This window comes from Mesorhizobium sp. P2_F5, assembly GCF_056403715.1.
This window is the reverse complement of record NZ_JBFUEY010000009.1, coordinates 311,086-337,593: the sequence shown is the minus strand read 5'-3', so window position 1 is coordinate 337,593 and position 26,508 is coordinate 311,086. Positions and strand designations below refer to the sequence as shown.

Here is a 26,508-nt window from a genome sequence, read left to right as displayed (position 1 = left end):
TGCGCGCCGCGCGACGCGAATTCCAATTGATTATTCCTCGGTAAATCATTCTAAATTCTCATATGACCTACCTCGACCGCAGGCACTATCAGCTGCTGATAGCCGTGCGCCGTCATGGCCAACTCAGCGCCGCCGCGACGTCGCTTGGGCTGACGCAGCCGGCCGCCAGCCATCAGGTCCGGGAAGCCGAGCGCCGGCTCGGCATTCGCCTGTTCGACCGGGTGGGTCGGGGCATCAGGCTGACCGAAGCAGCCGAGCGACTGCTGGAGGCCGCGCTGTACGCCGAGGACACGCTGAAGACAGCGGAAGCCGACGCCATTCAACTGCATCGGGGAACGTCACCGGTGTTGCGCATAGCCGTCGGCCACTATGATCATGTGCATTGGCTTCCGCCGGTCGCCGCCGCGCTCAGCGCCAGGCACGGTGGGCTCAAGCTCGAATTCATCAGGCTGGCCAACCACGACCTGCAATCCGCGATCAACGCCGGAAGCGCCGACCTGTTCTTGTCACCGGCCAGCTCGGAGTTCGAAAACCTGCCATCGTTGCCACTGTTTGGCGACAGGCTGGTGGGTGTCGTGCCGCTCTCCAGCCGGGCCAGTGCACCCCTGACTGCCGATTTCTTCGGAAGGCAGAAATATATCGCCTTCTCATACCATCCGGCGCATGGCTTCGAGTATGAGCGCTATTTCAGCCCCGCAGGCGTCTGGCCGAAGGAGATCGTCCGGATCGAGTCGACGAGCGCAATCATTGAGCTGATTGCCGCTGGTTTCGGGGCCAGTATCCTTCCGGCCTGGTGCGTGACGCAGGATGCGGCCTCACGTCGGGTGGCGCTCGGCGAGCTTGCCCCCGAACCGATGCACATTATGTGGCATGTCTTCGGCAGGTCGAAACTCATGGAGGGTAATGTGAGCGTCATGGATACATTCGCCTCGGCGATCAGGTCTGGCGCGCAAGGCTCTGAAATTGGCGCGTGAAGATACAGGCGCTTTTGCCATGATCGCCGGCATCGATCATTTCGTCCTGACGGTCCGCTCGGTGGAGGATAGCTGCGCCTTCTACCAGCGGGTGCTTGGCCTCAAGCGCCTTGACGAGCCGGAGCGGCCGACGGCGCTGCTGTTCGGGTCGCAGAAGATCAACCTGCATGAAGTCAGCCGCACTTTTGAGCCGAAAGCCAAGACGCCGACGCCTGGGTCCGGCGATTTCTGCCTGGTCGCCGCGAGGCCGCTTGCCGAAATTTGCGCCAGCCTCGAGGCCAATGGCGTGGCGATAGAAGTCGGTCCGGTTGAGCGTACCGGCGCTCGCGGCTCAATGATGTCGGTCTATTTTCGCGATCCGGACGGCAATCTGGTCGAAGTCAGCGACTATCGGGAATAGCGAGATCGAGCCGCATGGCGCAGCGGCGATCCGCTTGCATGCCGTGCTCGGCCTCGGCGCGCAGCAGCGCGGCAAGCCGTTCACCGATCTCGACGCCCTCCAGGATGCGAAACCCCAACTTGCGATAGAACGGCGCATTCCACGCAACATCGCGAAACGTGGTCAGCGTGATTGCGGCAAGGCCGCGTTGCCTGGCGTCTTCCACCGCCCGTTCGAGCAGAGCGCGGCCGATGCCTCTGCCTTGCAGCTCACGGCGCACGTCGAGTTCACAGATGTGCAGCACGTCGCCTTCTATTCCTGCACTGAGCACGCCGACCGGCAGGTCCCGGTCGTCGGTGGCCACAAGACACGCGCCTTGTCGGATCAGGTTGCGATGGCGCTCGGCGCTGACATTGTCCCCATCGGCAAGCCAGGCAAGTTCAGGGATCGTCCGGAATGCCTCTCCTGCAGACTGTTCGACATCCGGCAGCAACTCGGCGTCGTCCTCGCGGGCGGGTCTTATCGTCGTCATGGGAGTTTCACCTGATGTTGTCCTCAGTTTCGCCCCAATGGCGCTCTTGTTACTCGCCTGCGGCAGACCATCGCGGCGGCGTTTCATTGTTCCGCGGCAAGGCAATCGCTATATCAAAGTCGTTGTTGCCTTTCTGCGCACTCGAAGCGCAAGATAGAGCGATCGCGCCCGGCCAGGGATGGTTGCAATTGGGCGCTGATGAACCGGGAACTGGAACAGAGTGCTTTTTCGACGCCGCAAGCCTGATGGCATTCTGGAGCGGGTGCGTACCTATCTGTGGCCGCGCCGCTCGTTTTCTCGCTCGTTGCAGTATTTCTCCAAGCGCATCCTTAGGCTGAAGGCGACGCCACATGCGGTGGCGGCCGGTGTTGCCGCCGGCGTATTCGCCTCCTTCTTCCCGCTTGGCTTCCATTTCGCCGTCGCCGCCGTGCTCTGCTGGGTGATCGCCGGCAATCTGGTGGCCGCTGCCCTCGGCGCGGTATTCTTCGGCAATCCGCTGACTTTCCCGCTGCTGTGGGGGGCGTCCTGGGAAGTCGGCAAGCTGATCCTGCATGAGCGCCTGCCCAAGAACGGACCGCCCGCGCATCTCGGCGAAATGATGCACACGCTGTCGTTTGCCAAGCTGTGGCACCCGGTGCTGGAGCCGATGCTGATCGGCGCGGTGCCGCTCGGGTTGGTCTTCGGGCTCATCTTCTACGGCATCACCCGCTGGGGCATGACCGTCTTTCGTGAGCAGCGCAGGAAGCGCATGGCCGAGCGGGCGCACAAGGCCGGCCACGGCGGGCGGGAAGTTCCGGCGGAATGATCATCGGCATCGGCAGCGACCTGATCGACATCAGACGCATCGAAAAGTCACTGGAGCGGCATGGCCAGCGCTTCATCCAGCGCATCTACACCGAGGTCGAACAAGCCCGCTCCGAGGGCCGTGCCGGGCGTGTCGCCTCCTATGCCAAGCGCTTCGCCGCCAAGGAAGCCTGCGCCAAGGCGCTCGGCACCGGCCTGGCGCAAGGTGTGTTCTGGCGCGACATGGGCGTCGTCAACCTGGCCAGCGGCGCGCCGACCATGGCGCTGACCGGCGGGGCGGCCGCGCGGCTGGCCAAAATCCTGCCGCAAGGACACAAAGCGGCGATCCATCTCACAATCACCGATGATTTCCCGCTTGCTCAAGCCTTTGTGATCATCGAGGCGTTGCCCGCCGAACAAGCGCCACATTGATTGCATCTGACGACCGGCGATTATATCTAACGCCGTCATGACGTTGCCCAGCGCACGCCGAGACTCTATACCATCGAACGCACAATCGAGGACGACATGAGCGTGGCTGAAAAATCCGAGAAGAAATCCGGCGGGCTTGGCGAAATCGTCAGCGTCATCATCCAGGCGTTGCTGCTGGCCATGGTCATCCGCACGCTCTTGTTCCAGCCCTTCTCGATCCCGTCGGGATCGATGCGGCCGACCTTGCTCGAAGGCGACTATCTCTTCGTCACCAAATGGTCCTATGGCTTCTCGCGCTATTCGTTGCCGTTCGGCCCGGACATCTTTTCCGGCCGCATCTGGGGCTCCGACCCGAAGCGCGGCGACGTGGTGGTGTTCAAGTTCCCGCCGGATCCGTCGCTCGACTACATCAAGCGCGTCGTCGGCCTGCCCGGTGACCGGATCCAGATGAAGAACGGCCAGCTGTTCATCAACGGCGAGGGTGTTCCGCGCGTGAAGACCGGCCAGATCGAAAATCCAGATATCACGGAAGTGCCTGAGCCAGTCGATGTCTATCGCGAGACGCTGCCCAATGGCGTCAGCTACGACACGCTCGACCTGACACCGAATTCGGTTACCGACAACACCCGCGAGTTCGTCGTGCCGCCGGGCAACTATTTCATGATGGGCGATAACCGCGACAATTCCTCGGATAGCCGCCTCAGCGTCGGCTACGTACCGGCCGAGAACCTGGTCGGCCGCGCCAACATCGTCTTCTTCTCGATTGCAGGGAAGGCGAGCCCGCTTGAGATCTGGAAATGGCCGTCGCTTGTGCGCCTGTCGCGCATGTTCCATTTCGTAAATTGATGGCTTTGAAGCGCCCGACTGGTGAAACTCTGGCCGATTTGGTGAAAGCCAAGACCGGCCATTCCTTCCGGGATGTCCGTTTGCTCGAGACCGCGCTGACCCATTCCAGTGCGGTCAAGGCAAGCAGCAACAACCAGCGCCTCGAATTCCTCGGCGACCGCGTGCTCGGCCTGATCGTTGCCGACCTGCTTTTCGAGAAATTTCCCGAAGCGCCGGAAGGTGAGATCGCGCCTCGTTTCAATGCCCTGGTCGATGCGCGGACATGTTCCGAGATCGGCATTGAAATGCAGCTGGAAGATCTGGTCCGGGCCGACGCCGCCTTGAAGGCGCGCTCGCGCGGTTCGGGCGGAAACTATCTGGCGGATGCGGTCGAAGCGCTGATCGCGGCGGTCTACATCGATGGCGGTCTCGACGCGGCAAGGCAATTCGTCCTGCGTTACTGGGAGCCGCGTTCGCAAAAGGTGGTGGCAAAGCCGCCCAATCCGAAATCCGACCTGCAGGAATGGATCGCCAAGACCAGCGATATCAGGCCCGAATACGCGATCGAAAAACGCGAAGGACCTGAACACCAACCGGTTTTCACGGTTTCCGTGAGGGTCAGCGGCTTTGCGCCGGCAAGCGGCATGGGCGGCTCTCGCCGCGCAGCCGAAGAAGCAGCGGCGTCGGCATTTCTGTTACGCGAAGGCATCTGGGCCAACCAAGGGAGTGCGGCATGACCGCCAGCGAAGATCTCCCTCCGGCAGCGGAAACCCCTGCCACACACTCCGGCTTCGTCGCCCTGATCGGCGCGCCCAATGCCGGCAAGTCGACGCTGGTCAACCAGCTGGTCGGCGCCAAGGTGTCGATCGTCACCCACAAGGTGCAGACCACCCGCGCCATCGTGCGCGGCATCGCCACGCACGACAATGCGCAGATCGTCTTTGTCGACACTCCGGGCATCTTCAAGCCGAAGCGCCGCCTCGACACCGCCATGGTGACCACGGCCTGGGGCGGCGCCAAGGACGCCGATATCGTGCTGCYGCTGATCGATGCCGAGCGCGGCATCAGGGGTGACGCCGACGCCATCCTTGAGCGGTTGAAGGATGTCCGCCAGCCGATGGTGCTGATTCTCAACAAGGTCGACCGGGTCAAGCACGAAGCGCTTTTGGCCTTGTCCGCGGCAGCGAACGAGAAAGTGCCGTTCAAGCGCACCTTCATGGTCTCGGCGCTGACCGGCTCCGGCTGCAAGGACCTGCTCGACTACCTCGCGCAGGCGCTGCCGGCCGGCCCCTGGTACTATCCGGAAGACCAGATCTCCGATCTGCCGATGCGTCAGCTGGCGGCCGAGATCACCCGCGAAAAACTGTATATGCGCCTCCACCAGGAACTGCCTTATTCCTCCCATATCGAGACCGAGAAGTGGGAAGAGAAGCCGGACGGTTCGGTGCGCATCGACCAGACCATCTATGTCGAGCGCGACAGCCAGAAGAAGATCGTGCTCGGCCACAAGGGCGAAACGATCCGCGCCATCGGTCAGTCGGCGCGCATGGAGATAGCAGGCATCCTCGAGCAGAAGGTGCACCTGTTCCTGTTCGTCAAGGTGCGCGAGAACTGGGGCGACGACCCCGAGCGCTATCGCGAGATGGGGCTGGAGTTTCCCCATTGAGCTTCGTCGTCTAGAAATGCCGCCCGGCAGTTTGAGACGATGACATGCATGACCCAAAACTGACCATCGATACCGATCTCGTGCGCCAACTGGTCGACACGCAATTTCCTGAGTGGCGGCATCTGCCGGTGAGCCCGGTGGCATCAGGCGGCTGGGACAACCGCACCTTCCATCTCGGCGAGGCGATGACCGTGCGGCTGCCAAGTGCGGCGCCGTATGCGCTGCAGGTCGAAAAAGAAAATCGCTGGCTGCCCAGGCTGGCGCCGCTTCTGCCGCTGCCGATCCCGGTGCCCCTGGCGATGGGCGAGCCGGCGGAAACCTACCCTTGGCATTGGTCGGTCTATCGCTGGATCGAAGGCGAGACGGCGAAGACCGCCGAAATCGCCGACCGCCGGCAGTTCGCGGTCGCGTTGGCCGATTTCCTGGTTGCGCTCCGGCGCATCGATCCGGTGGGCGGGCCGGCTCCGGGCGAGCATAATTTCTTCCGTGGCGGGCCGCTGACCGTCTATGACAGCGAGGCAAGACAGGCCATCGCCGCGCTGAGCGGTCGGATCGATACCGAGGCGGCCACCGCTGTCTGGGACGCAGCTCTTGCCGCTACCTGGCATGGCTCACCCGTCTGGTTCCACGGCGACGTCGCCTGGGGCAACCTTCTGGTCGAAGACGGCCGGCTGAGCGCCGTCATCGACTTCGGCACCTCCGGCGTCGGCGATCCATCCTGCGACCTCGCGATTGCTTGGACGTTCTTCGAAGGCGAAACCAGGGAGGCGTTCCGTTCGGCTATCGCTGTCGATGAGCCGACCTGGGCGCGCGGCCGCGGCTGGACGCTGTGGAAGGCGCTGATCACCGTTGCCGGCCACGACGCGAACCAGGCCGAGGCCGAAAGATCTCGCCGCGTCATCGACGACGTGCTGGCCGACCACAGGAAATTCACGTGATCATAGCGTTTCAACGACGTGTCGGAGGTCCAATGTCAGCACAGATCGCACGCGGCGCGCCAAAATCTTGATTTCGCCACGCAACCGGTGACAAGCTCTCGCCATGGAATGGCGCGACGAGGGAATCATTCTCGGCACCCGCAAGCATGGCGAAACCAGCGCCATCCTCGAGGTGATGACGCGCGCGCATGGCCGCCATCTCGGCCTGGTGCGCGGCGGCCGCTCGCGCAAGCAGCAGCCGGTGCTGCAGCCGGGCAACCGCGTCGACCTGTTGTGGCGGGCCCGGCTCGACGAGCATCTCGGCACCTTCCAGGCCGAGGCGATCGAGATGAACGCCGCCCGGCTGATGGACAGCGCGGTCGCCGTCTACGGGCTGCAGACCATGGCCGCGCATCTCAGGCTCCTGCCGGAGCGCGACGCCCATGGTGGTCTCTACGAGACGCTGGCCGTGATGATTGCCCATCTCGACGATGCCGATGCCGCCGGCGAGCTGGTGGCGCGCTTTGAACTGCTCATCCTCGACGAGCTCGGCTTCGGCCTCGATCTCAGCCAGTGCGCGGCGACCGGCGCCAGGCAGGACCTGGCCTATGTCTCGCCGAAATCCGGCCGCGCAGTGTCGCGCCAGGCCGGCGCGCCATGGCGCGACAAGATGCTGGCGCTGCCGGCCTTCCTGCAGCGCGGCTCCGGCCTGCGCGCCGACCAAGCGGCACTTGAGGACGCCTTTCGGCTGACCGGTTTCTTCTTCACCCGCCATGTCTACGAGCCGCGCGGCATCGATCAGCCCGACGCCCGTGCCGGCTTCCTCGCCGCCTTGCGCAAGCATCATTCGGGCGGCAAGGCCGCCGCAACAGCAGGCGCCTTCCCAGAAATCACGACGTGAGAATCTCATGAGCGAAGTCGAACTTTATCCCGGCCGGGTGTCGCCGCTTGGCCTCGGCACCATTCCGCTTGGCGACCTCCTCAAATACAGCGGCCTCGACCTTTTGCAGCGCATCATCGATGGCAAGTATCCGGCGCCGCCGATTTCCTTCCAGCTGAATTTTACCCTGACCGAAGTCTCGGAGGGCCGTGCGGTGTTTCGCGGCATGCCGAGCGAACGCCATCTCAACCCGTTGGGCGGCGTGCATGGTGGCTGGGCGGCAACGCTGCTGGACTCGGCGCTCGCCTGCGCGGTGCAGACGCTGCTCGACAAGGGCGAGGCCTATACGACGGCCGAGTTCAAGGTGAATTTTACGCGGCCGATCACGCCGAAAACAGGCGAAGTGGTCTGCGAGGGCAAGATCGTCCACAAGGGCCGCACGCTGGCGGTGTCCGAAGCGACGCTGAAGGATGCGCAGGGCAAGTTGCTCGCCTTCGGCACCGAGACATGCTCGATCTTTCCAGCAGCCAATCTGACCGCGCGCTAGTTCTTCCGGGGCAGGGCAATCGAATAAGGCTAGCGGAGGATAGCGCCCTACGAATACCCCCACCCTTAATCCCTCCCCACGAGGGGGAGGGAGACTCGATGGGCGCTGATCTCCGCAAACCGCCCAGGTTCACCGCAAAAAGGGGTGGCATGCGGCAGCGTTCCCTCCCCCTTGTGGGGAGGGTTAGGGTGGGGGTACTCGTAGAGCAAGAGCCTCAGCTCAATCGGCTTTGCGCCGGGCCACAAAATCATCGAGGATGGCGCGCTGACCGCTGAGGATCTTGAGGCTGGCCTCAGCCAATGAAAACCAGCCGGCTCTGTCGACTTCGGGAAATTCCTTCATCGCGCCCGACCTTGGCGGCCACTCCATGGTGAACATGTTGCTTTTGATGGCATCGGCGTCGACATCGGCTTCGACACTCCAGGCGATGACGATCTTGCCGCCCGGTTGCCGATAGCTGCCGACAGGCTCGAAATCGCCATCGATGGCGACGCCGAGTTCCTCTCCGGCCTCGCGCCGGGCGGCCGCCAACCCATCCTCGTTCTCTTCGACGAGACCCTTGGGGATCGACCACGCGCCTTCGTCTTTCCTTGCCCAGAAGGGACCGCCGGGATGGACCAGCAGAAATTCGAGAATGCCGGCCTTTGTCCGGTGGATCAGCAGTCCCGCGCTTCTTTTAGGCATTTGATTTTCCCTGGAGTTCACCTGAGAATAACATGGTCCCTGGCAAGTGGCGGTGGCGCGCCATTCCTGACCATCTCAGATGATGGGTGAGGATAACGACTGTCGGCCGCTGGAATTTGCCGGCAAAACATGCTCGATGATTTCTCTCCAGTCACCATTGCGGTGGCGTGACTTGAATAGCCGTCTGGGGTGGCCGTGTGGCCGCCGCAATTGTCAGTGAAAACTGGCCTGGTTTGGGGGAACCGCCATGTTTGAGAGCCTGATTGGCGCTGTCGTCGTTGTCGTGCTGTTCGTCCTCGTCTTGCGCCAGCAGGGCCGCATCAGCCTGATCGAACGCGAACTCGGTGCTCTGCGCAGCCTGGTTCTGTCCGGCGTGAATGTCGCCGCGCCCGCTGCCAAGGCGGTTGATGCGGCCGCAAATGACAGCCTGCCGGCGGATGCCGCCCAGGCCACCGCGGCGAATGCCGACATAGCTTTGCCAACAGGAGCCGAAGCGGCGCAGGCACCGGCCGCGGCGCCCGAAGCGGCCACCAGCGAGCCCGTGCCCGAACTGTCGGCAGCGGCCAAGGCGGCGTTGACCGGACCCGCGCCGGCTGCCGCCGCGAAAGCCGCCCGCCAGTCCGAGGTCGAAACCGCGCTCGGCACACGATGGGCAGTCTGGGTCGGCGGCATTGCGCTGGCCTTGGGCGGCCTGTTCCTGATCCGCTACACCATCGAGGCCGGCATTTTCGGTCCGGAAGTGCGGCTTGCTCTGGCCGCATTGCTGGGCCTCGTGCTCATCGGCGGCGGCGAGTTCATCCGCCGCACCGGCTTCAAGGTTCCGGTGGAAGGAGTGGCCGGCGCCTATATCCCGGCGATCCTGACGGCCGCCGGCGCCTTCATCCTGTTCGGCACGGTCTATGCCGCCCATGCCGTTTACGGCTTCGTCGGCCCGGCCTTTGCCTTCACCGTGCTGGGCGCCATCGGCGTGGCGACGATTGTCGCCGCTCTCGTCCACGGCCAAGCGCTGGCCGGCATCGGCCTTGTCGGCTCCATGGCGACGCCGGCGCTTGTGTCCTCGCAGGCGCCCAACCCATGGACGCTGTTCATCTATCTCGCCATCGTACTCGCCGCCACCGCGGTGATCGCCCGCATGCGCGACTGGAAATTCCTAATCGCGGCGGCCTTCTTCGGCACCGGCGCCTGGACAATCGCCTACATGATGGCTGCGCCCGGCACCGACCTTGCCGTCATCCTGTTCATCGACGCGGTGACGGTGGCTGTGCTTGCCTTTGTCTGGCTGGGCAATCGTGGCGGCGAAGCGGAAACTGCCAAGAACGGCTTCGACTGGCCCTCGATCGTGCCGGGCGTTTTCGTTGCATTTTCGGCGCTCGGCCTGTCCGTCGACACGACACTGGTCGCCGCCGGCGGCGCCTTGCCGGGCGCGTTCGTCCTCGTCGCCCTTGTCGCCACCGCACTCTACCGGCCGCGCGCTTTGCCGCTGCTTCATGCCGCCGGTGTGGTGAGCGTGATGATCTATCTCGGCATCATTCCGCCCGCCACCATCGGCTCGGACATATCCCAGGGAAATATAGGCTTTGACGGCATGCCGGTGGCGGCCGGAAATCCCTTGACGCTGCGCCTCGGTATTGGCCTCGGCCTGGTCTTCATCGGCGCCGGTTTCTGGGCCGCACGCCGCTTCGCCGCCACGGCACAGGTCCGCGCGGCATGCTGGGCGGCATGGGGCGTCGCTGCGCCGCTGGTCATCCTGCTGACGTTGTGGCTCGCCTACGGCAATCTCGACCGCGACCTTGCCTATGCCGCGGTCGCTGCCCTTCTGGTCGTCGTCTTCGCCGCTGGCGGCGAATGGATCGCGCGCGCCGAAGAGCCGCCGCTGAAGGGCGACATCGCCGTCTCGTTCGCGCTTGGCGGCTCGGCTCTGGCCGGCCTCCTGATGCTGCATATGGCGTTCGGTTCCGGCTGGACGACCATTCTCACCGGCGTTGCCGCCATCGTGCCGGCGCTGGCCACGCGCTGGCGCAGCTATCCGGTGCTCGGCTGGATTTCGGTTGGCGCGGTTGTCGCCGTGCTTGGCCGCGTCGCCTTCGATCCGACCATCGTCGGCGCCGAATTTCTGACGACGACGCCGGTATTCAACTGGCTGCTGCCGGGATACGGCGTGCCGGCGCTGGCCTTCGGATTCGCCGCCTGGCAGCTCGCCCGCACCACCCGCGCACTACCAATAACTGGCAATGGTCGGCCGCGCCTTGCCATGGAAGCGGGTGCAGCCCTGTTCGCGCTGCTCACCGTCGCCATGCTGGTGCGCCACGCCATGCATGGCGGCGTCATCGACACCGGCACCGTCACGCTTGCCGAACAGGCCATCTATACGCTGATCGCCATCGGTGCCAGCGCCATATTGGTCGCCATCGACATGCGCTCGCCAAGTTCGGTGCTGCGCTACGGCTCGATGGCCGCCGGCGTGGTTTCGGTCGCCTTCATCGCCTTCCAGCATTTCCTCGTGCTGAACCCGCTGTTCACCGACGAATCGACAGGCCAGATCCCGGTGTTCAACCTGTTGTTCCTGGCCTACCTGCTGCCGGCCATCGCCGCCGGCGGGCTGGCGCTCTATGCCAGGGACAAGCGACCGCCATGGTATGCGCAGATGCTGGCCGTTGTGGCTGCCTTACTTGTCTTCGCCTATGCCACACTGTCGGTCAGGCGCGTGTTCAAGGGCGAGTTCATCGGCCTGTGGAGCGGCCTCGGCCAGCTTGAGACCTACACCTATTCGGCACTCTGGCTGGTCATCGGCGTGGTCCTGCTGACCGCCGGCGTCTGGCTGAAATCGCAAGTGCTCCGCATTGCATCGGCGGCGCTGATTGCGATTGCCGTGGTGAAGGTCTTCCTGTTCGACATGTCGGAGCTGGAAGGCGTGCTCAGGGCGCTGTCCTTCATCGGCCTCGGCGCCGTGCTGATCGGCATCGGCCTGTTCTACCAGCGGCTGCTGACCCGGGCGGCGAAGGAAGCGGATAAAGACAAGCAAGAACAATAAGATTTCCATTTAGCCAGGAATAAATCCGCTAGCGGCGTCGTTATCTCAGTGCTTGGGTGACCGGGGCGGCAGACCGCTTCGCGCTGGCTGCTTGCGCCGCGCCGGGAAGGCGCGTTCAATCGAGTTAAACAAGGGCGACCTCAGAACCAGCGGTCATGGACGAAAAGAAGGCAGCAATCCTTGGTGAAATACCGCGCCTGCGCCGCTACGCACGCTCGCTTCTGCGCGACCGCGATTCCGCCGACGATCTCGTCCAGGATTGCCTCGAACGGGCGCTCTTGCGGCTCGAGAGCTGGCAGACAGGAGAAAGCCCCCGGAGGTGGCTGTTTACGATCATGCATCATTTGTTCATCGACCAGATGCGCAAGGCGAACCGGCGCGGCGAGGCGGCGATCCTGCCGCTTGACGCAAACGAGGCGCAGGCAGTTCCCGCCGAGCAGGCGGAGAACGCCGCCTCGCGCGAGATCATCGACGCGCTGCAGGCGATCAGCCCCGATCGCCGCGCCGCCCTCGTCATGGTCGCCATCGAAGGATTTTCCTATGCCGAGGCCGCCAACATTCTCGGCGTGCCCGCCGGTACGCTGATGTCGCGCATAGCGCGTGGGCGCGAAGAACTGCGCAGCCTGCTCGACGACACGGCGCGCCGCCGCTCGATAAGGATCGTCGAGAAATGACCCGCCGCGATTTTTCCGAACGCGACATCCACATGGCCCTCGACGGCGAACTGCCGAGCGATGAGCGCGCCGCCTATGACGCCTGGATCGACGCCAATCCCGAGATGAAGGCGAAAAGCGCCCGCTACACCGCTGACCGCGCCGCGTTGCGCGCCGCCTTTGCCGGCGTGCTCGACGAGCCGGTGCCGATGCTGTTCAAGCAGATCGTGCGCGGCGAAGGCCCGACCAGGGTAGCGGCGCGTCACTCGCGCTGGTGGCTTGCGGCCGCGGCGGCCGCGGTGCTCGTCGTCGGCGGTTTTGGCGGCTATTTTGCCGGCATCGACGGTATCGGCAGGGATGACGGGGCAGACGACCAGTTGGCCGAGGAGGCGATCGCCGCCCATGTCATCTATGCCGCCGAACAACGCCATGCGGTGGAAGTGCCGGCCAGCGACAAGGATCATCTGCAGACCTGGCTGTCCAACCGCGTCGGCCTGAAACTGGTGGCGCCGGATCTGGTGGCGGAGGGCTTCCAGCTGGTTGGCGGCCGGCTGCTGCCCGCCGGCCAGGGCAAGGCCGCGATGCTGCTTTACGAGGACGCCAAGGGCCAGCGCATCTCCCTGTTCGTTACCGCCGATTCCTCAGCCAAGTCCAAGGGCACCTATATGGCCGACGCCGACGGTCCCGAGGCAGTCTACTGGCTGGACAAGGGCTATGCCTGCGCCGTCGTCGGCTCGCTGCCGCGCGAGCAGCTGGCCGCGGTCGCCAAGCGCGCCTACGGTCAGCTTCTGGCGGGTCTCGCCAGTTGAGGGCATTCCGTTTTTCGGGTCATGCACCGGGCGGCGCCGCACTTCGCGGTGCCGCCGCCACCGCCCGCCACTCGCGGCGGAACCTGTCACAATTCGGCCCTATTCAAGGTGCGATAGCGCTTGGCTGATATCGGCGTTTCGGCTGATGTTTGCGACGTGTTCGACCGGGGCTTTCCACCCACTCAATCGAGGTTTTCTGAACCCGCATGCCTGCCGAGATTCGCAAGGCCCGCGCGTCCGACGTCGATGACCTCGCCGCCATCGAGAAGGCGGTTTTTTCCAGTGACCGCATTTCCCGGCGCTCCTTTCGCCTGTTGATCGAACGCGAGACCGCCGAGATGCTGGTCGCCGAAAGCGATGGCCGCGTCGCCGGCTACGCCGTGGTGCTGTTTCGCAAGGGCAGCGGCGTCGCCCGGCTCTACTCGCTTGCCACCAGTCCGTTTTTCAGCGGCCTCGGTATTGGCCGCATGCTGCTTGCAGCGGCCGAAGAGGCCGCCTTCGAGCACGACCGCATGATGCTGCGCCTCGAAGTGCGCGAGGACAATCTGCGCGCCATCCGCATCTATGAGCAGAGCGGCTACCGCAAGATCGGTCGCGAACCTCACTACTACGAGGATGGCGAGACGGCGCTGCGCTACGAGAAGACCTTGCGCGGCGATATCCCGGTCGCCACCAAAGTGCCGTTCTACCAGCAGACCTGCGAGTTCACCTGCGGCCCATGCTGCCTGATGATGGCGATGGCCAATTTCGATTCCGGCTTCGCACCCGATCCGGTCATGGAAATCCGCCTGTGGCGTGAGGCGACGACCGTGTTCATGATGTCCGGCCCCGGCGGCTGCGAGCCGTTCGGCCTTGCGGTGGCCGGCCACGAAAACGGGCTTGCGGCGGAAATCTTCGTGTCCTTCTACGGCGCGCTCTTCCTGCAGTCAGTGCGCAGCGAGGACAAGCGCCGGGTGATGGAACTTGCTCAGGTCGACTTTCGCCGCCGCGCGGAACAATACGGCATCCCGGTGAATTACCGTCCATTCGCCATCAACGACATCCGTGGCGCTCTGGCTCAGGGAAAACTTGTGCTGGTGCTGATCAGCGGCTTCCTGATGTTCGGCAAGAAGGTGCCGCATTGGGTGCTGGCCATCGGCGACGACGGCGACCACATCCTGATCCACGATCCCTGGGTCGAGGACGAAAGACAGGAGACCATCCTCGATGCCGCCAACATTCCCGTCCCCCACGGCATCTTCATGAACATGGCGCAGTTCGGCCGCGACGGACTGCGTGCCGCCATCACTCTTGGGAAACGCTGATATGACCTGGGTCATCCTCACCGGCCGTCAGAACGATCTCGACCAAGCGGCGACGCCGCACAAGATCATCACCAACCGTGATTATCTTGCGCATCCGGCGCTGTTTCGCGGCCAGCAGCCGAAGGTTATCAACCTGTCGAACAATTACGCCTACCAGAGCCGCGGCTACTATGCCTCGCTGCTCGCCGGTTCGCGCGGCCACAAGGTCATCCCGACAGTCGAGACGATGATCGACCTGTCGGAGCGCAAGCTCTACGAGCACGCGCTGCCGGAACTGGAGCTGGCGCTCAACAAATGCCGCAAGGATCTCGGCGGCGTCTTTCCGCAAAAAGTCTGCATCTTCTTCGGCATCGGCCCGTCGAAGATCTGGGATCGGTTCGCCAAGCTGTTGTTCGACTGGTTCCGCGCCCCGGCGCTTGAGGTCCACATCAAGGACAGCGCCGAATGGGCTTCGATCCGCAAGATCGGCTTCCTGCCCCTGGCCAGGATGACCGAGGAGGAAGAAGCCTTGTTCGTGCAGGCCCTCGAGACCTACACGAACCGCGAGTGGCGTGACACCAAGGGCCGAACGCCGGCGCGCTACACCTTCGCCACGCTGGTCGATCCGCATGAGGAACTGCCGCCGTCGGAGATTTCGTCGCTGCGCTACTGGGCCAAGATCGCCGAAAAAATGGGCGTCGAAATCGAGCCGATCACCAGGAAGGACCTCGCCAAGCTCGCCAATTACGACGCGCTGTTCATCCGCGAGACCACCTCGATCTCCAACCATACCTATCGCTTCGCGCGCCGCGCCCAGCAGGAAGGCATGCCGGTGATCGACGATCCGCTGTCGATGATCCGCTGCACCAACAAGGTCTATCTCAACGAGCTGATGGCCTACAACAAGGTGCCGGTGCCGCCGACGGTGATGATTGCCGGCACCACGGATCTCGAACTGGCGGCGCAGACGCTGGGCTTTCCGCTGGTGCTGAAGATCCCGGATTCATCGTTTTCGCGCGGCGTCAAGAAATGCGGCAACTTCGAGGAACTGAAGACACTCGCGACCGAATGGCTGGAGGATTCCGATCTCCTGATCGCGCAGAAATTCATTCCGACCGAATATGACTGGCGCGTCGGCGTACTCGGCGGCCAGCCGCTGTTTGCCGTGCATTATCTGATGGCCAAAAAGCACTGGCAGATCGTCAACCACAAGGCCAGCGGCAAGCCCGACCAGGGCGGCATCAAGACCTTCACGCTGAAAGAGACGCCGCCGCATGTCGTCGAGACGGCGGTGAAGGCGGCGCGCTGCATCGGCGACGGGCTTTACGGCGTCGACCTCAAGGAAACCAAGGATGGCGTCTTCGTCATCGAGGTCAACGACAACCCCAATCTCGACCATGGCTGGGAGGATTCCGGCGAAAAGGACGAGGTCTGGGTGCGGCTGACGCAATGGTTCCTGGAGCGGCTCGACCGCCCCGGGCGGTAACTGGGGGAAAAATGCAGTTCATCGTCATTGAGGATTTCACCGGCTGCAATCGCAAGGAGATCTATCGCCGCTTCGGCGAGCGGGGCCGACTGAAGCCGGACGAGTTAGTCGTGCACCACTCCTGGATCGCGGCTGATATGAGCCGCTGCTTCCTGCTTGTCGAAGCCGATGATGTCACGCTGCTACAGCGCTGGGTCATCGAATGGTCTGATCTGGTGGAGTTCGAGATCATTCCCGTGGCGACGAACAAGGACATGGTGGCCGCATTGGCCAGCCATCTCTGAGTGGGGGCATTCGCCCATCTCTGAGCGCCGCAGGCCATCATAGCAGAGCCGGCGAACCCACCGACCGCCGGCATTCCTCGATCAGCCAATCGCGAAATGCCGCCACCACGTCGCGCCTTGCGCTGCGCTCCGGGATCGTCAGGCAATAGGGTTGGCGCAGCGCGATCGATAGGGCGTTCGCCCGGACCAGCCGGCCGTCTTCCAGCGCTTGGGCGCAGTAGATGCCTTGCGCCAGCGCCACGCCCAACCCTGAAATTGCCAGGTCGAGCGCTGCCCGCGACGAGTTCGCCGACAGGCCGCGATGGACTGCCCGGCCGGGCTCGATGCCGGCGACCTCGAACCAGTTGCGCCACGACGGAAACGACGCGCCGGTCGGTCCCCAGTCGGTGTGGATCAGCGGCGTGCGGACCAAGCTTTCGGGTTTGATCGTTGCCGCAAGCCCAGGCGCGCAGACGGGATAGACGGCATCCCTGACGATGTCCTCGGTCGGGTGTTCGCGATAGTGCGGTCCAAAGGACAGCCTGATGTCGATCAGTTCGCGGTCGAACGGCACCGGATCGTCATCGCCGCGCAAAGAGATGTCGACGGCGCCGTGGCTGGCGACAAAGCCGGCCAGACGTTCCGAGAGCCAGCCCATCGCCATGGACGGTGGCACCGATATGACAAGGCGCGGGCGGAAGGCATCGCCGCCGCGCGCGATGCTGCCGATCTCCTGGAAGGCCAAGGTCAGCCTCGGCAGCATCTCGACGCCGGCTTCGGTCAGCACGACGCGGCGGTTGACGCGATAGAACAGCTTGCGGCCCATCTGCTCTTCGACCGTGCGGATGAGCTGGCTGACGGCGGCCGCCGAAATCGATAGCTCTTCCGCCGCCGCGGCAAAGCTCCCGGAGCGGGCAGCTGCCTCGAAGGCTTGAAGTCCTCTTAGGGATGGAAGTGCAGCCATTGGTACCCTGATAAATAAGTTCAGCTTATCTATTTTATAGAAATCCTCGTTTTTCGAAAGGTTTCTTGTTGGAGTAGCGTGGCGCCATGACCGTATCAGCCCAGACCGAACCCAGAGACCATCGCGACGTGATCGCGTCGCTGACCAATGAGCAGCGCAGCCGCCTGACGGGCAAATCGGACGGGCCGGGACTGATCCAACTAACCTTCCATCTCGGCGGGATCATCGTTATCGGCGCGCTGATTGCGGCCAAGGTGCCATACTGGCCAGTGCTGATGCTGCCGCAAGGCATCCTCATCGTCTTCCTGTTCACCCTGCTGCATGAGACGGTGCACAGGACGGCCTTCGAGACGCAGTGGCTCAACGATGCCGTGGCAAGGGTCTGCAGCCTGGCGATTGCGCTGCCGGCGGACTGGTTCCGCTATTTCCATTTCGCCCATCACCGCTTCACCCAGGATCCCGAGAACGATCCCGAGCTCGCCTTTCCGAAACCTGAGACGATGCGGCAATACATTGTCCACGTCTCGGGCCTGCCGGTGTGGTGGGGGCATTTGCGGACGCTCTACACCAACGCGACCGGCGGCTGCCGCGACAGCTACGTGCCGCCAAAGGGTCTGCCCAAGGTGCGGACCGAAGCCCGCGCCATGATCGCCTTCTACGTCGTAGTCGCCGCGCTAGCGCTCTGGTTCAAGGCGACGGTGCTGCTCTATGTCTGGGTCGTGCCGGCGCTGCTCGGCCAGCCCTTCCTCAGGCTCTATCTGCTGGCCGAACATGGCAGCTGCCCGCTCGTCGCCAACATGCTGGAAAACACCCGCACCACACTGACCAACTGGCTGGTGCGCAAGGTCGCCTGGAACATGCCGTACCACGCCGAGCACCACGCCTATCCCGGCGTGCCGTTCCATCAATTGCCGGCGTTCCACCAGCTGATCGAGCGCCATCTCAAAGTGGTCGAGCCCGGCTATGTCAGCTTCAACGAAAAATACATCGAGACGCTGCGCTAAAGCAATTCCAGGAAAAGTGTGAACGGTTTTCCGTCCGGAATTGCGTTAAAACAAGGAGATAGGGCGGTTCAGTGTGAAACAGTGAACCGCTCTATCGGCGGCGCTCAGTCTGGCCTCGCCAGCGTCTGCTCGACGAGGGTGACGAAATAGCGGAGCACGGTGGGAACGATGGCATCGTTGAAGACATAGCGATCGCCGTGCAGCCCTTCGCCCGGCCCGACCGCGCCGGCGCCGATCCACGCGTAGCAGCCGCCGGCTTCGCGGACCATATAGGCAAAATCCTCGCAGCCGAGGCTCGGGTTGAATGCGGTCTCGACCTGTTCGCGGCCGACGACAGCGGTGGCAGCATCGACGGCCTGTTCTGTCGCGACTGACGTGTTGACCAGCGGCGGATAGCCTTTTTGATAGGCGAGCTTGCAGGTTAGGCCATGCGCCGAGGCGATACCGTCGGCTATATCGCCGATCAGTCTTTCGCAATGATCGGACAGAGTGGGCTCGAAGAAACGGCAGGTGCCTTGCAGCCAGACCTTGCCGGGCACGATATTGCCGACATTGCCGCCATGGATCTGCGTGATCGAAACGACCAGCGCCGTCTGCGGATCGACCGAGCGGCTGACGATGCGCTGCGCGGTCTGGACGAAGGCGCTGGCCGCGAGCACCGGGTCGTCGCCCAGCTGCGGCATGGCGGCATGCGCGCCGGTTCCCTCGAAGCTCAACTCGAAAGTGTCGACCGCCGCCATCATCGCACCGGCACGTACCGCGATCGTTCCAAGCGGCAGCCCCGGCCAGTTGTGGACGGCGTAAACGGCTTCGACCGGGAAGCGCTCGAAAAGCCGGTCCTTGATCATCCGCATGCTGCCGCCCTCGTTCTCCTCGGCAGGCTGGAAGATGAAATAGACGGTGCCGTCGAAGGCTCTGCTATCGGCGAGCAGCTTGGCGGCGCCGAGCAGCATCGCGGTGTGGCCGTCATGGCCGCAGGCATGCATCACGCCGTCCTTTTGCGACGCGTAGGGCAATCCCGTCTTCTCCAGCACAGGCAAGGCATCGAGTTCGGCTCGAAGCCCGATCGCGCGCTCCCCTGGCTGTCCCCTGAGGACACCGACGACACCGGTGCCGCCCATGCTTTCATGGATTTCGTCCAGCCCGAAGGCGCGCAGCTTTTCGGCGACGAAGCGCGCGGTCTCATACTCGCTGAAACCAAGCTCGGGATTGGCATGGATGTGATGCCGCCATTCCACCACCTGCGGGGTGAGGGCGGCGACGGGGTCGTTGTGCAGCATTGCGCTCTCCTTGCCGGCCGTCGTAAATTCGGCCTTGTCGATGCCAGCACCTAAAGGGTTTGCGCCGGCAGCGTCTTGAACAGGATTGACCGTGTCGGGAATTCAGGAGCCGCAGGAGACAACGCAGTTCTGGCGTCATCCGCGCTTTCGCGATCTTGGCATGCTCAAGGCGCGCTTCACCCGGCATCGCTACCAGTTGCACACCCACCCGACCTATGTCGTCGCCCTGATCACGCATGGGTGCGAGCGTGTCCGCATCGGCAACGAGACCGTCGTCGCCCCGACGGGCACGGTCCTCCTCGTCAATCCGGAGATATGGCATGATGGCGAGGCGGGTGCCGAGCAGGGTTGGGCCTACAGCACCTTTTATCCCTCGGTCCCGCTCATGGCCGCGATCGCCGGCGAACTCGGGCAGGATGGTGCGCCACTGTTTTCACAAACGATCGTCGATGATGCCGACCTCGTCCAGGCGGTGGCCGCGGCACACCAAAGCTCGACATCAGGCGATGTCACAAGTGCCGAGACATCCATGCTCATCGCCTTGCGCAAGCTCATCCTGCGCCATGGCGATTGGGGCGGCAGGCGGCGCGAGGCGGTCGAAAGCTTCGGATCGAAAAACAGGTTCCGGGTCTATGAACAGCTCATCGAGGACAGGCTGACTTCGGACCTCGACCTGCATCGGCTGGCCGAAGCCGCAGGCGTGACACGCTTTCAGGTCATCCGGGATTTCAAGAAAGTGCTGGGTCTCACCCCCGCTGCCTTTATCCGCGACCGCAGGCTGCGTCGCGCCGATCTCCTGATCCGCCAAGGCTCAAACCTCGCCGATGCAGCCTTTGCGGCCGGCTTCTCCGATCAGAGCCATCTCTCACGCACCTTCCGCGCCGCGCATGGAATGACACCGGGCATGTTCAGGCGCGCCGGGACGCTGCCCTCGTATTGAGCAGCCGAGCCATGTCAGCCGCCTTTGACGGCACGCCGATCAGAAAGCCCTGCGCCTCGACGCAGCCTGCCTTGCGCAATATGTCGAGCTGCGCTTCAGTCTCCACGCCTTCAGCGGTGACGGTGATGCCGAGCTCGGCGCCAAGACCGATGATCGTGCGCACGATCGCCGCGGTGTCTTTGTTGTCGATGTCATGGATGAACGAGCGGTCGATCTTGATCTTGTCGACGGGAAAACGCCTGAGATAGCCGAGCGACGAATAGCCGGTGCCGAAGTCGTCCAGCGCGATGCGGATGCCGAGTTCGCGCAGCTGCCTCAACGTCTTCAGCACTGTCTCGCTCTCATCCATCAACACTGTCTCGGTGATCTCCAGTTCGAGCCGGCTGGCCGGCACGCCGGAAACGGCCAGCGCCGAAATCACGCTGCGGGCAAAGTCGGCGCTTTTGATCTGCACGGCCGAGACGTTGACGGCGATGCGCATTCCAGGCGGCCAGCCGGCGGCCACGTTGCAGGCCTGTTTCAGCGCCCATTCGCCCAGCGGGACGATCAGCCCGCTATCTTCGGCGGCCGCGATGAAATCGTCGGGCGCCACCAGGCCGCGCGTCGGCGAATTCCACCGCATCAAGGCTTCGGCGCCGACGATTTCGCCCGACGCGATGTTGGTGATCGGCTGGAAATCCAGGACGAATTCCTGCCGCTTCAGTGCCGTCTCGAGATCGGTTTCGAGCGCCCGGCGCGCCCGCACCATGGCATCCATGCCGGGATCGAAAAAACGGTAGACGTTGCGGCCTTCGCTCTTGCCCCTATAGAGCGCCATGTCGGCGTTCTTCAAAAGCGTGTCGGCGTCCTTGCCGTCATCGGGGTAGAGAGCGATACCGAGGCTGATGCCGACATGCATGTCGCGGCCCTTGTCGCGAAACGGCTGGCTGACGACGGAGACGATGCGCTTTGCCAGTTTTTCCGCGTCCGCAGCACCTTTGGGATTGAACTGCAGGATGGCGAACTCGTCGCCGCCGAGGCGGGCGACCACATCGGTGTCGCTGCGCAAACTGTGCCGCAGCCGCTGAGCCACGCATTTCAAAAGCCAATCGCCGGCCGGGTGCCCCCAGGTGTCATTGACGGCCTTGAAGCGATCGAGGTCGAGCGAGAAGATCGCCAACGGAGTAGCAGCGGTTTCGCCAAGCGCCTGGTCGAGCCGCTCGCGGAACATCGAGCGGTTGGGCAGGTCGGTCAGCGTGTCGTAATGGGCAAGGTGGCTCATGCGCTCTTCGGCGCGCCGGCGCTCGGTGATGTCTTCGAAGGTCGCCACCCAGCCGCCGCCGGCAAGCGGCCGGCGCGCAATCAGCAACGTTCGGCCATCGGCAAGGATGCGGTTTGTCGAACGCGTTTCGCCGGCCTGCAGGCTGGCCCTGGTCTTGGAGATCTCGCCGTCAATATCTATCGACGGATAGATGCGCAGGCGCACCATCTGCTCGAGCAGGTGGCGATGGCTCATGCCGAGCGGGAAGTCTCTGGGCGTGACGTTGTAGAGGTCGAAGAAGCGCTGGTTGCGCACGATCAGCGTGCCGTCCGCGTCATACATCAACAGGCCTTGCGACATGTTGGCCAGCGCCGCATCGAAGCGGCGGTGCTGCTCCTTCAGTTCCTGCTCGGCCCGCCTTTGCTCCGTGATGTCCTCATAGATCGACACCCAACCGCCCGAGGCCAGCGGCCGGTGGGTGATGGAAACGATACGGCCGTCCGACAGTATTTCCTCGTAGGTCGAGGCTTGCGCGCGCTCGATATAGGGTTTGCGGATGGCATAGAGGTCTTGGGCGCTCTGCGAGGCGACGCCGATGTCGACGCTGTGCTGGAGGATATCCAGGAACGGGATGCCGGGCCGCACGATCTTCGCATCGAGGGAGAAGATGCTGAGATAGTTGCCGTTGCAGATGATCATCCGCTCGTCGGCATCGAACATGCACAGCCCATGCGACATGTTCTCGACGGCCGCCGAAAAGCGCTCGTTCTGGTGGCGCAATTCGTCTGCGATCTGCCGTGGCGGGGCGACGCCTCCGGCTCCCCGTCTGCGGACGGGAGAACCACCCTTGACGTGCGCAACGGACATGAGGCGTACCTGCTGACCGTGATCGAAACCCGGTACTGTGGGTCCCGCTGGTTAATTTAGCGTATGTTCACCCGGCCGAACGCACGGCAACCGCTGCCTGGCGGTGCTTTTCGATCGTCGCATAGCGCTTGAGAAACGCTGCCTGCGCCGAGGTCACCGAGCGCGGGGTGAAATCGAAGCGGTCGGCATTGAATCCGCGCGGTCGGCCGAAGAACTCGGTTGCTTCAGCGGTCGAGAAGCCGGCGAGCAGTGTCGCTTCGTAGTAAGCAGCGATCTGGTCGGCGCGCTTGATCTCCTTGCGAAGGCCGACGCCGAGTTCGGCCGGCAGCGAAAAGCGTTGGTGGATGGCGCGCTGCAGCCTCAACTCACAGTCCTTGTAGGAGCCGCCCATCACCGATTTGAACGGCGAGATCATGTCGCCGATGACATATTCCGGCGCGTCGTGCAGCAACGCGGCCAGCCGTGCATTGGCCGGGGCGTCCGGCTGCAATTCGCCAAACAGCGCCTCGACCAGAAGCGAATGCTGGGCAACCGAAAAGGCGTGATCGCCGCGGGTCTGGCCATTCCAGCGGGCGACGCGGGCAAGCCCATGAGCGATGTCGGAGATTTCGATATCGAGCGGCGAGGGGTCGAGCAGGTCGAGCCGTCGTCCCGACAGCATGCGCTGCCAGGCGCGCGGCGGCGCGCCGACACGGTCGGCAGCCATCAGGCGTCCTCCGCGCCGACCGCTTCCCTGGGAAAGCTGAACTTTGCCCAAGAGGGAATGGCGAGCGAAACAGCGACGTCACCCGCCAGGATCGGCTGGCCGGCGTCGAGCGCCGCCTTGACCCGGTCGATGCGGGCAATGGCAAGGCCGCTCGTGCCTTCAGTCGAGCCGAGCGTGCCGACTGGCCGCCCTGCCACCGTCAGCTCCGTGCCTGGCGCGGGCAAGGCATGGTCGGCCGAAACGATCAGCACGCGCCGTCTGGCAGTGCCGCGATGCTGCATGCGCGAGACCACCTCCTGGCCGACATAGCAGCCCTTCTTGAAGCCGACGCCGCCGGTCTCGTCGAGCAACACGTCATGCGGGAAGGCGTCACCGAGCTGATAGTCGGAACCGCTCTCGGCAATGCCGTGGGCTATGCGGAGCGCTTGCCACGCGGCGGGGTCGCCGCCCGCCGGCGCGCTGCCATAGCTGCGCCTGACGCTCACCTGGCCGAAGCGTGCATCGGAAACGTCAGTTGAATCAGTTTGTGAGGCGGTTGAATCGGGTCCCCACGCAACCGTCACAAGCGATTGATCCTGCTTGGCAATCTCGACCTTGGCGCGCAGCTTGTAAAGCGTCAGCCGGCGCAGGAAATCGTCGGCGACATCGACGCGGCATTCCAAGCGGAAGCCATTCTCGCCGCTGCGCGAGATCAGGAAGTCGAACAGGATCTTGCCCTGCGGCGAAAGCAGTGCGCCGGGCTTTGCCTCTGCGGCGCCCAGCGTATCGAGGTCGGTGGTGAGGATGTTCTGCAAAAAATGCTCGGCATCCGGGCCTGACACGGCAATGAGAGCGCGGTTGTCTAGCGAAGCAAAGGGCATCGGCGGCAAAGAACCTGATCTTGCAAAACAGTCGGTCATTACGTAAGCCGCTGATACTCCCCCCGCAAGAGACCGAACGCCCATGGCCATCACCTTCGACCTCATCCTGACAGGCGGCACGGTGGTCAACCATGACGGCGAGGGCGCCCGCGATGTCGGCGTCAAGGATGGCCGCATCGCGGCCATTGGGGATTTTCGCCAGGCTTCGGCCGGCGAAACGATCGACTGCCGCGGCCTGCACATCCTGCCGGGTGTCGTCGACAGCCAGGTGCATTTCCGCGAACCGGGCCTGGAGCACAAGGAAGATCTCGAGAGCGGCTCGCGCGCGGCTGTACTGGGCGGCGTCACCGCCGTGTTCGAAATGCCCAACACCAATCCGCTGACCACCAGCGAAGCGGCGCTCGCCGACAAGATACAGCGCGCCACCGACCGCATGCATTGCGACTTCGCCTTCTGGGTCGGTGGCACGCGCGAGAACGCCAATGATGTCGGCGAACTCGAGCGGCTGCCCGGTGCCGCCGGCATCAAGGTGTTCATGGGTTCCTCCACCGGCGACCTGCTGGTTGAGGACGACGAAGGCGTCGCATCGATCCTGAGAAACACCCGCCGCCGCGCCGCCTTTCACTCCGAAGACGAGTTCCGGCTGCGCGAGCGCCTTGGCGAACGCATCGAGGGCGATCCGTCCTCGCACCCGGTGTGGCGTGACGAGATCGCGGCATTGCGCTGCACCGAGCGGCTGGTGCGCATCGCGCGAAACACCCGCGCCCGCATCCATGTCCTGCACATCTCGACTGCCGAGGAAATCCTGTTCCTCGAACAGCACAAGGATGTCGCCACCTGCGAGGCGACGCCGCATCATCTGACGCTCGCCGCCGCCGACTATGCGCGTCTGGGCACGCTGATCCAGATGAACCCGCCGGTGCGGGTGGCCCGCCATCGCGACGGCGTCTGGCACGGCATTGCGCAAGGCATCGTCGATGTGCTCGGCTCCGACCACGCCCCGCACACGCTGGCCGAGAAGGCAAAGCCCTATCCGGCCTCACCGTCGGGGATGACCGGGGTGCAGACGCTGGTGCCGATCATGCTGGACCACATCAATGCCGGCCGGCTGACCCTGCAGCGCTTCGTCGACCTGTCCAGCCACGGCCCGCAGCGCATTTTCGGCATGGCCCGGAAAGGCCGTATCGCCGCCGGCTACGACGCCGATTTCACCATCGTCGATATGAAGCGTCGTGAAACCATCACCAATGCGCAGGCCGGCTCCAGGGCCGGCTGGACGCCCTATGACGGCAAGCAAGTCACCGGCTGGCCGGTTGGCACCATCGTGCGCGGCCGTCGCATCATGTGGGACGGCGAGATCGTCACGCCCGGGCAGGGCAGGCCAGTGGAGTTTTCCGAGGCGCTGTCGGCTTAGCGGTTTCTTACTGCGTTGGATTTTTTAAGCACTATCCACTACGTTAAGGGCGCTATGAACGCAGATATCACGCCCATGATTGTCCCCGCGGAGTTTCCGGAGCTTCAGGCGATAGCCTGGAACCGCGACGTGGCACGTCCGATTCCAGCCGAAGAGGCATTTGCGCTGTACGAGCGCAATTGGCGGTTTGTCGATCAAAAGCGCCTTACCATGCGTGAAAAACTGCTTATCCAAAGTCTGGCAGACAAATTCGGTCATGGCGTGCTTTTGACCGCTGGCTGAACTCGGTTCTTCTCCTGATCTTTCCCTCGCAGCCAGAATATCAACAGGACATAGCGCGAGCGTTATGAAGGAATTCAAGAGGCCCGAGCACCAGATCATTGCCGAAGTGCTCGGATTGATGGATCGGCGTTTCCTGACCGTAAACCAATGTTGGTTCGGCGGGGGGACGGCTATTGTCATGAAATTCGGGGAATACCGCCGCTCACTGGATGTGGACTTCCTGTGTGCCGACAGCGATGGCTATCGCGAATTGCGGACCTCTGCAGCCGAGCGTGGTGTCAGGGCCTTCTTTCCCGAGCCGATTGAGGCCGTTCGAGACTTCCAGATCGATCAATATGGCTTGAGGACGATTGTGCGATTGAAAGGCCAAACGATCAAGTTCGAAGTCATCCGCGAAGGTCGCATCAAACTGCAAGGCCGGTTCGACGACGATCTGAATGTATCCGCCCTGGTTCCGACGGATATGTTTGCCGAGAAGTTGTTGGCCAATGCCGATCGGTGCCAGGATCGCGCGATCGCATATCGCGATGCCATCGATCTTGGAGTGCTGGTTAGTGTCTATAAGGAAATCCCGAGCGATGCTCTTCGCAAGGCACAGGCGGCCTATGGCCTGGATATAGAGCGCAAGGTGGCTTGGGTGGTAAACCGGCTGCGGGACAAGGACGAACTACGCCATGCGGCCGAGGTCTTACAAATGGATTCTGACGCGGCAGTCGAAGCGATTTCAGCTCTTCGAAACGAACGCATCCGCATCTGGCCAGACGCGGGTAGTGGGGGGGAGCCTTCCAACACTGGCCAATAGGAAAG

Annotated in this window: 28 protein-coding genes; 21 read left to right on the top strand and 7 right to left on the bottom strand. The window is 63.5% G+C overall.

The features are described from left to right. Positions 1-62 precede the first annotated feature (62 nt). Positions 63-974: a LysR family transcriptional regulator gene (locus tag AC1DYO_RS16025; RefSeq protein WP_477264763.1), complete on the top strand. Its 912-nt coding sequence runs from the start codon at positions 63-65 to the stop codon at positions 972-974. Between the two features lie 19 nt (positions 975-993). Then, on the top strand, positions 994-1,374 hold the full coding sequence (locus AC1DYO_RS16020) for a VOC family protein (protein WP_477264761.1): 381 nt from the start codon (positions 994-996) through the stop codon (positions 1,372-1,374). On the opposite strand, the gene AC1DYO_RS16015 is transcribed toward AC1DYO_RS16020, so the two are convergent. After that, a complete protein-coding gene (locus tag AC1DYO_RS16015) occupies positions 1,355-1,885 on the bottom strand; it encodes a GNAT family N-acetyltransferase (protein ID WP_477264759.1) in 531 nt (176 codons plus the stop codon). The two genes, AC1DYO_RS16020 and AC1DYO_RS16015, sit on opposite strands and share 20 nt — an antisense overlap. A 220-nt stretch (positions 1,886-2,105) precedes the next feature. On the opposite strand from AC1DYO_RS16015, the gene AC1DYO_RS16010 reads away from it, so the two are divergent. From AC1DYO_RS16010 to AC1DYO_RS15975, 8 genes are all read left to right on the top strand, one after another. Then, positions 2,106-2,690: a DUF2062 domain-containing protein gene (locus AC1DYO_RS16010; RefSeq protein ID WP_477264757.1), complete on the top strand. Its 585-nt coding sequence runs from the start codon at positions 2,106-2,108 to the stop codon at positions 2,688-2,690. Next, the gene (gene acpS / locus AC1DYO_RS16005; protein WP_477264755.1) at positions 2,687-3,100 is read left to right on the top strand and encodes a holo-ACP synthase; all 414 of its coding nucleotides are present in this window, start codon (positions 2,687-2,689) and stop codon (positions 3,098-3,100) included. Before AC1DYO_RS16010 ends, acpS begins: the two co-directional genes overlap by 4 nt. 96 nt (positions 3,101-3,196) lie before the next feature. Then, positions 3,197-3,946 (top strand): signal peptidase I, encoded by a 750-nt coding sequence (gene lepB / locus AC1DYO_RS16000; RefSeq protein ID WP_477264753.1) that lies wholly within the window; start codon positions 3,197-3,199, stop codon positions 3,944-3,946. Beyond that, complete coding sequence (gene rnc / locus AC1DYO_RS15995; protein ID WP_477264751.1) at positions 3,946-4,662, top strand: ribonuclease III; 717 nt, start codon at positions 3,946-3,948, stop codon at positions 4,660-4,662. Before lepB ends, rnc begins: the two co-directional genes overlap by 1 nt. Beyond that, a complete protein-coding gene (era, locus tag AC1DYO_RS15990) occupies positions 4,659-5,591 on the top strand; it encodes a GTPase Era (RefSeq protein WP_477264749.1) in 933 nt (310 codons plus the stop codon). The genes rnc and era overlap by 4 nt, the downstream gene beginning before the upstream one ends. Positions 5,592-5,635: 44 nt before the next feature. Beyond that, positions 5,636-6,529: an aminoglycoside phosphotransferase family protein gene (locus AC1DYO_RS15985; protein WP_477264747.1), complete on the top strand. Its 894-nt coding sequence runs from the start codon at positions 5,636-5,638 to the stop codon at positions 6,527-6,529. A 103-nt stretch (positions 6,530-6,632) separates the two neighbouring features. Further along, positions 6,633-7,409 (top strand): DNA repair protein RecO, encoded by a 777-nt coding sequence (recO, locus tag AC1DYO_RS15980; protein ID WP_477264745.1) that lies wholly within the window; start codon positions 6,633-6,635, stop codon positions 7,407-7,409. A 7-nt stretch (positions 7,410-7,416) separates the two neighbouring features. Continuing rightward, positions 7,417-7,935, top strand: a complete 519-nt coding sequence (locus tag AC1DYO_RS15975; protein WP_477264743.1) for a PaaI family thioesterase — start codon at positions 7,417-7,419, stop codon at positions 7,933-7,935. A 219-nt stretch (positions 7,936-8,154) separates the two neighbouring features. Here AC1DYO_RS15975 and AC1DYO_RS15970 read toward each other — a convergent pair whose 3' ends face one another. After that, on the bottom strand, positions 8,155-8,619 hold the full coding sequence (locus tag AC1DYO_RS15970) for an NUDIX hydrolase (RefSeq protein WP_477264741.1): 465 nt from the start codon (positions 8,617-8,619) through the stop codon (positions 8,155-8,157). Between the two features lie 247 nt (positions 8,620-8,866). On the opposite strand from AC1DYO_RS15970, the gene AC1DYO_RS15965 reads away from it, so the two are divergent. The 6 genes from AC1DYO_RS15965 to AC1DYO_RS15940 all read left to right on the top strand — a co-directional run bounded on the left by AC1DYO_RS15965 (position 8,867) and on the right by AC1DYO_RS15940 (position 16,165). Continuing rightward, positions 8,867-11,650, top strand: coding sequence for a DUF2339 domain-containing protein (locus AC1DYO_RS15965; protein ID WP_477264739.1), 2,784 nt, complete (start codon positions 8,867-8,869; stop codon positions 11,648-11,650). 155 nt (positions 11,651-11,805) lie between these two features. Further along, positions 11,806-12,324, top strand: coding sequence for a sigma-70 family RNA polymerase sigma factor (locus AC1DYO_RS15960; protein ID WP_477264737.1), 519 nt, complete (start codon positions 11,806-11,808; stop codon positions 12,322-12,324). Next, positions 12,321-13,112, top strand: coding sequence for an anti-sigma factor family protein (locus AC1DYO_RS15955; RefSeq protein ID WP_477264735.1), 792 nt, complete (start codon positions 12,321-12,323; stop codon positions 13,110-13,112). Before AC1DYO_RS15960 ends, AC1DYO_RS15955 begins: the two co-directional genes overlap by 4 nt. 206 nt (positions 13,113-13,318) lie before the next feature. After that, complete coding sequence (locus AC1DYO_RS15950; RefSeq protein WP_477264733.1) at positions 13,319-14,416, top strand: peptidase C39 family protein; 1,098 nt, start codon at positions 13,319-13,321, stop codon at positions 14,414-14,416. Between the two features lies 1 nt (position 14,417). Next, positions 14,418-15,881 carry a RimK family protein gene (locus tag AC1DYO_RS15945; RefSeq protein ID WP_192256718.1) on the top strand — a complete coding sequence of 488 codons (1,464 nt, stop codon included), beginning with the start codon at positions 14,418-14,420 and terminating at the stop codon, positions 15,879-15,881. Positions 15,882-15,892: 11 nt separating this feature from the next. Continuing rightward, entirely contained in the window at positions 15,893-16,165 is a 273-nt protein-coding gene (locus tag AC1DYO_RS15940; protein ID WP_477264731.1) for a DUF3303 domain-containing protein, read from the top strand. A gap of 37 nt (positions 16,166-16,202) precedes the next feature. Here AC1DYO_RS15940 and AC1DYO_RS15935 read toward each other — a convergent pair whose 3' ends face one another. After that, entirely contained in the window at positions 16,203-17,108 is a 906-nt protein-coding gene (locus tag AC1DYO_RS15935; protein ID WP_477264729.1) for a LysR substrate-binding domain-containing protein, read from the bottom strand. An 86-nt stretch (positions 17,109-17,194) separates the two neighbouring features. On the opposite strand from AC1DYO_RS15935, the gene AC1DYO_RS15930 reads away from it, so the two are divergent. Continuing rightward, positions 17,195-18,112, top strand: coding sequence for a fatty acid desaturase family protein (locus AC1DYO_RS15930; RefSeq protein ID WP_477264727.1), 918 nt, complete (start codon positions 17,195-17,197; stop codon positions 18,110-18,112). Positions 18,113-18,216: 104 nt separating this feature from the next. Here AC1DYO_RS15930 and AC1DYO_RS15925 read toward each other — a convergent pair whose 3' ends face one another. Beyond that, on the bottom strand, positions 18,217-19,392 hold the full coding sequence (locus AC1DYO_RS15925) for a M20 aminoacylase family protein (RefSeq protein ID WP_477264726.1): 1,176 nt from the start codon (positions 19,390-19,392) through the stop codon (positions 18,217-18,219). A gap of 91 nt (positions 19,393-19,483) precedes the next feature. Between AC1DYO_RS15925 and AC1DYO_RS15920 the strand changes: the two genes are divergently transcribed. After that, positions 19,484-20,332: an AraC family transcriptional regulator gene (locus AC1DYO_RS15920; RefSeq protein WP_477264724.1), complete on the top strand. Its 849-nt coding sequence runs from the start codon at positions 19,484-19,486 to the stop codon at positions 20,330-20,332. Here the strand turns inward: AC1DYO_RS15920 and AC1DYO_RS15915 are convergent. The 3 genes from AC1DYO_RS15915 to ygfZ all read right to left on the bottom strand — a co-directional run bounded on the left by AC1DYO_RS15915 (position 20,301) and on the right by ygfZ (position 24,005). Next, positions 20,301-22,439 (bottom strand): putative bifunctional diguanylate cyclase/phosphodiesterase, encoded by a 2,139-nt coding sequence (locus tag AC1DYO_RS15915; protein WP_477264722.1) that lies wholly within the window; start codon positions 22,437-22,439, stop codon positions 20,301-20,303. The two genes, AC1DYO_RS15920 and AC1DYO_RS15915, sit on opposite strands and share 32 nt — an antisense overlap. Positions 22,440-22,506: 67 nt before the next feature. Beyond that, entirely contained in the window at positions 22,507-23,145 is a 639-nt protein-coding gene (locus AC1DYO_RS15910; protein WP_477264720.1) for an HD domain-containing protein, read from the bottom strand. Further along, entirely contained in the window at positions 23,145-24,005 is an 861-nt protein-coding gene (gene ygfZ, locus AC1DYO_RS15905; RefSeq protein WP_477264718.1) for a CAF17-like 4Fe-4S cluster assembly/insertion protein YgfZ, read from the bottom strand. The genes AC1DYO_RS15910 and ygfZ overlap by 1 nt, the downstream gene beginning before the upstream one ends. Before the next feature lie 82 nt (positions 24,006-24,087). Between ygfZ and AC1DYO_RS15900 the strand changes: the two genes are divergently transcribed. The 3 genes from AC1DYO_RS15900 to AC1DYO_RS15890 all read left to right on the top strand — a co-directional run bounded on the left by AC1DYO_RS15900 (position 24,088) and on the right by AC1DYO_RS15890 (position 26,503). Beyond that, positions 24,088-25,419, top strand: coding sequence for a dihydroorotase (locus AC1DYO_RS15900; RefSeq protein ID WP_477264716.1), 1,332 nt, complete (start codon positions 24,088-24,090; stop codon positions 25,417-25,419). A 54-nt stretch (positions 25,420-25,473) separates the two neighbouring features. After that, a complete protein-coding gene (locus tag AC1DYO_RS15895) occupies positions 25,474-25,701 on the top strand; it encodes a hypothetical protein (protein WP_181058983.1) in 228 nt (75 codons plus the stop codon). Between the two features lie 64 nt (positions 25,702-25,765). Further along, positions 25,766-26,503, top strand: a complete 738-nt coding sequence (locus AC1DYO_RS15890; protein ID WP_477264714.1) for a nucleotidyl transferase AbiEii/AbiGii toxin family protein — start codon at positions 25,766-25,768, stop codon at positions 26,501-26,503. Positions 26,504-26,508: the final 5 nt, after the last annotated feature.

What these genes read in the sequence shown, in the direction of transcription:
- AC1DYO_RS15915 (WP_477264722.1), bottom strand. Translation starts at nt 22,439, where the DNA reads ATGTCCGTTGCGCACGTCAAGGGTGGTTCTCCCGTCCGCAGACGGGGA.
- AC1DYO_RS15925 (WP_477264726.1), bottom strand. Translation starts at nt 19,392, where the DNA reads ATGCTGCACAACGACCCCGTCGCCGCCCTCACCCCGCAGGTGGTGGAA.
- AC1DYO_RS15895 (WP_181058983.1), top strand. Translation starts at nt 25,474, where the DNA reads ATGAACGCAGATATCACGCCCATGATTGTCCCCGCGGAGTTTCCGGAG.
- rnc (WP_477264751.1), top strand. Translation starts at nt 3,946, where the DNA reads ATGGCTTTGAAGCGCCCGACTGGTGAAACTCTGGCCGATTTGGTGAAA.
- AC1DYO_RS15935 (WP_477264729.1), bottom strand. Translation starts at nt 17,108, where the DNA reads ATGGCTGCACTTCCATCCCTAAGAGGACTTCAAGCCTTCGAGGCAGCT.
- AC1DYO_RS15940 (WP_477264731.1), top strand. Translation starts at nt 15,893, where the DNA reads ATGCAGTTCATCGTCATTGAGGATTTCACCGGCTGCAATCGCAAGGAG.
- lepB (WP_477264753.1), top strand. Translation starts at nt 3,197, where the DNA reads ATGAGCGTGGCTGAAAAATCCGAGAAGAAATCCGGCGGGCTTGGCGAA.
- AC1DYO_RS15950 (WP_477264733.1), top strand. Translation starts at nt 13,319, where the DNA reads ATGCCTGCCGAGATTCGCAAGGCCCGCGCGTCCGACGTCGATGACCTC.
- ygfZ (WP_477264718.1), bottom strand. Translation starts at nt 24,005, where the DNA reads ATGCCCTTTGCTTCGCTAGACAACCGCGCTCTCATTGCCGTGTCAGGC.
- AC1DYO_RS16020 (WP_477264761.1), top strand. Translation starts at nt 994, where the DNA reads ATGATCGCCGGCATCGATCATTTCGTCCTGACGGTCCGCTCGGTGGAG.
- AC1DYO_RS15975 (WP_477264743.1), top strand. Translation starts at nt 7,417, where the DNA reads ATGAGCGAAGTCGAACTTTATCCCGGCCGGGTGTCGCCGCTTGGCCTC.
- AC1DYO_RS15890 (WP_477264714.1), top strand. Translation starts at nt 25,766, where the DNA reads ATGAAGGAATTCAAGAGGCCCGAGCACCAGATCATTGCCGAAGTGCTC.
- AC1DYO_RS16015 (WP_477264759.1), bottom strand. Translation starts at nt 1,885, where the DNA reads ATGACGACGATAAGACCCGCCCGCGAGGACGACGCCGAGTTGCTGCCG.
- recO (WP_477264745.1), top strand. Translation starts at nt 6,633, where the DNA reads ATGGAATGGCGCGACGAGGGAATCATTCTCGGCACCCGCAAGCATGGC.
- AC1DYO_RS15965 (WP_477264739.1), top strand. Translation starts at nt 8,867, where the DNA reads ATGTTTGAGAGCCTGATTGGCGCTGTCGTCGTTGTCGTGCTGTTCGTC.
- AC1DYO_RS15955 (WP_477264735.1), top strand. Translation starts at nt 12,321, where the DNA reads ATGACCCGCCGCGATTTTTCCGAACGCGACATCCACATGGCCCTCGAC.
- AC1DYO_RS15985 (WP_477264747.1), top strand. Translation starts at nt 5,636, where the DNA reads ATGCATGACCCAAAACTGACCATCGATACCGATCTCGTGCGCCAACTG.
- AC1DYO_RS15960 (WP_477264737.1), top strand. Translation starts at nt 11,806, where the DNA reads ATGGACGAAAAGAAGGCAGCAATCCTTGGTGAAATACCGCGCCTGCGC.
- AC1DYO_RS15930 (WP_477264727.1), top strand. Translation starts at nt 17,195, where the DNA reads ATGACCGTATCAGCCCAGACCGAACCCAGAGACCATCGCGACGTGATC.
- AC1DYO_RS15945 (WP_192256718.1), top strand. Translation starts at nt 14,418, where the DNA reads ATGACCTGGGTCATCCTCACCGGCCGTCAGAACGATCTCGACCAAGCG.
- acpS (WP_477264755.1), top strand. Translation starts at nt 2,687, where the DNA reads ATGATCATCGGCATCGGCAGCGACCTGATCGACATCAGACGCATCGAA.
- AC1DYO_RS15970 (WP_477264741.1), bottom strand. Translation starts at nt 8,619, where the DNA reads ATGCCTAAAAGAAGCGCGGGACTGCTGATCCACCGGACAAAGGCCGGC.
- AC1DYO_RS15900 (WP_477264716.1), top strand. Translation starts at nt 24,088, where the DNA reads ATGGCCATCACCTTCGACCTCATCCTGACAGGCGGCACGGTGGTCAAC.
- AC1DYO_RS15910 (WP_477264720.1), bottom strand. Translation starts at nt 23,145, where the DNA reads ATGGCTGCCGACCGTGTCGGCGCGCCGCCGCGCGCCTGGCAGCGCATG.
- AC1DYO_RS16025 (WP_477264763.1), top strand. Translation starts at nt 63, where the DNA reads ATGACCTACCTCGACCGCAGGCACTATCAGCTGCTGATAGCCGTGCGC.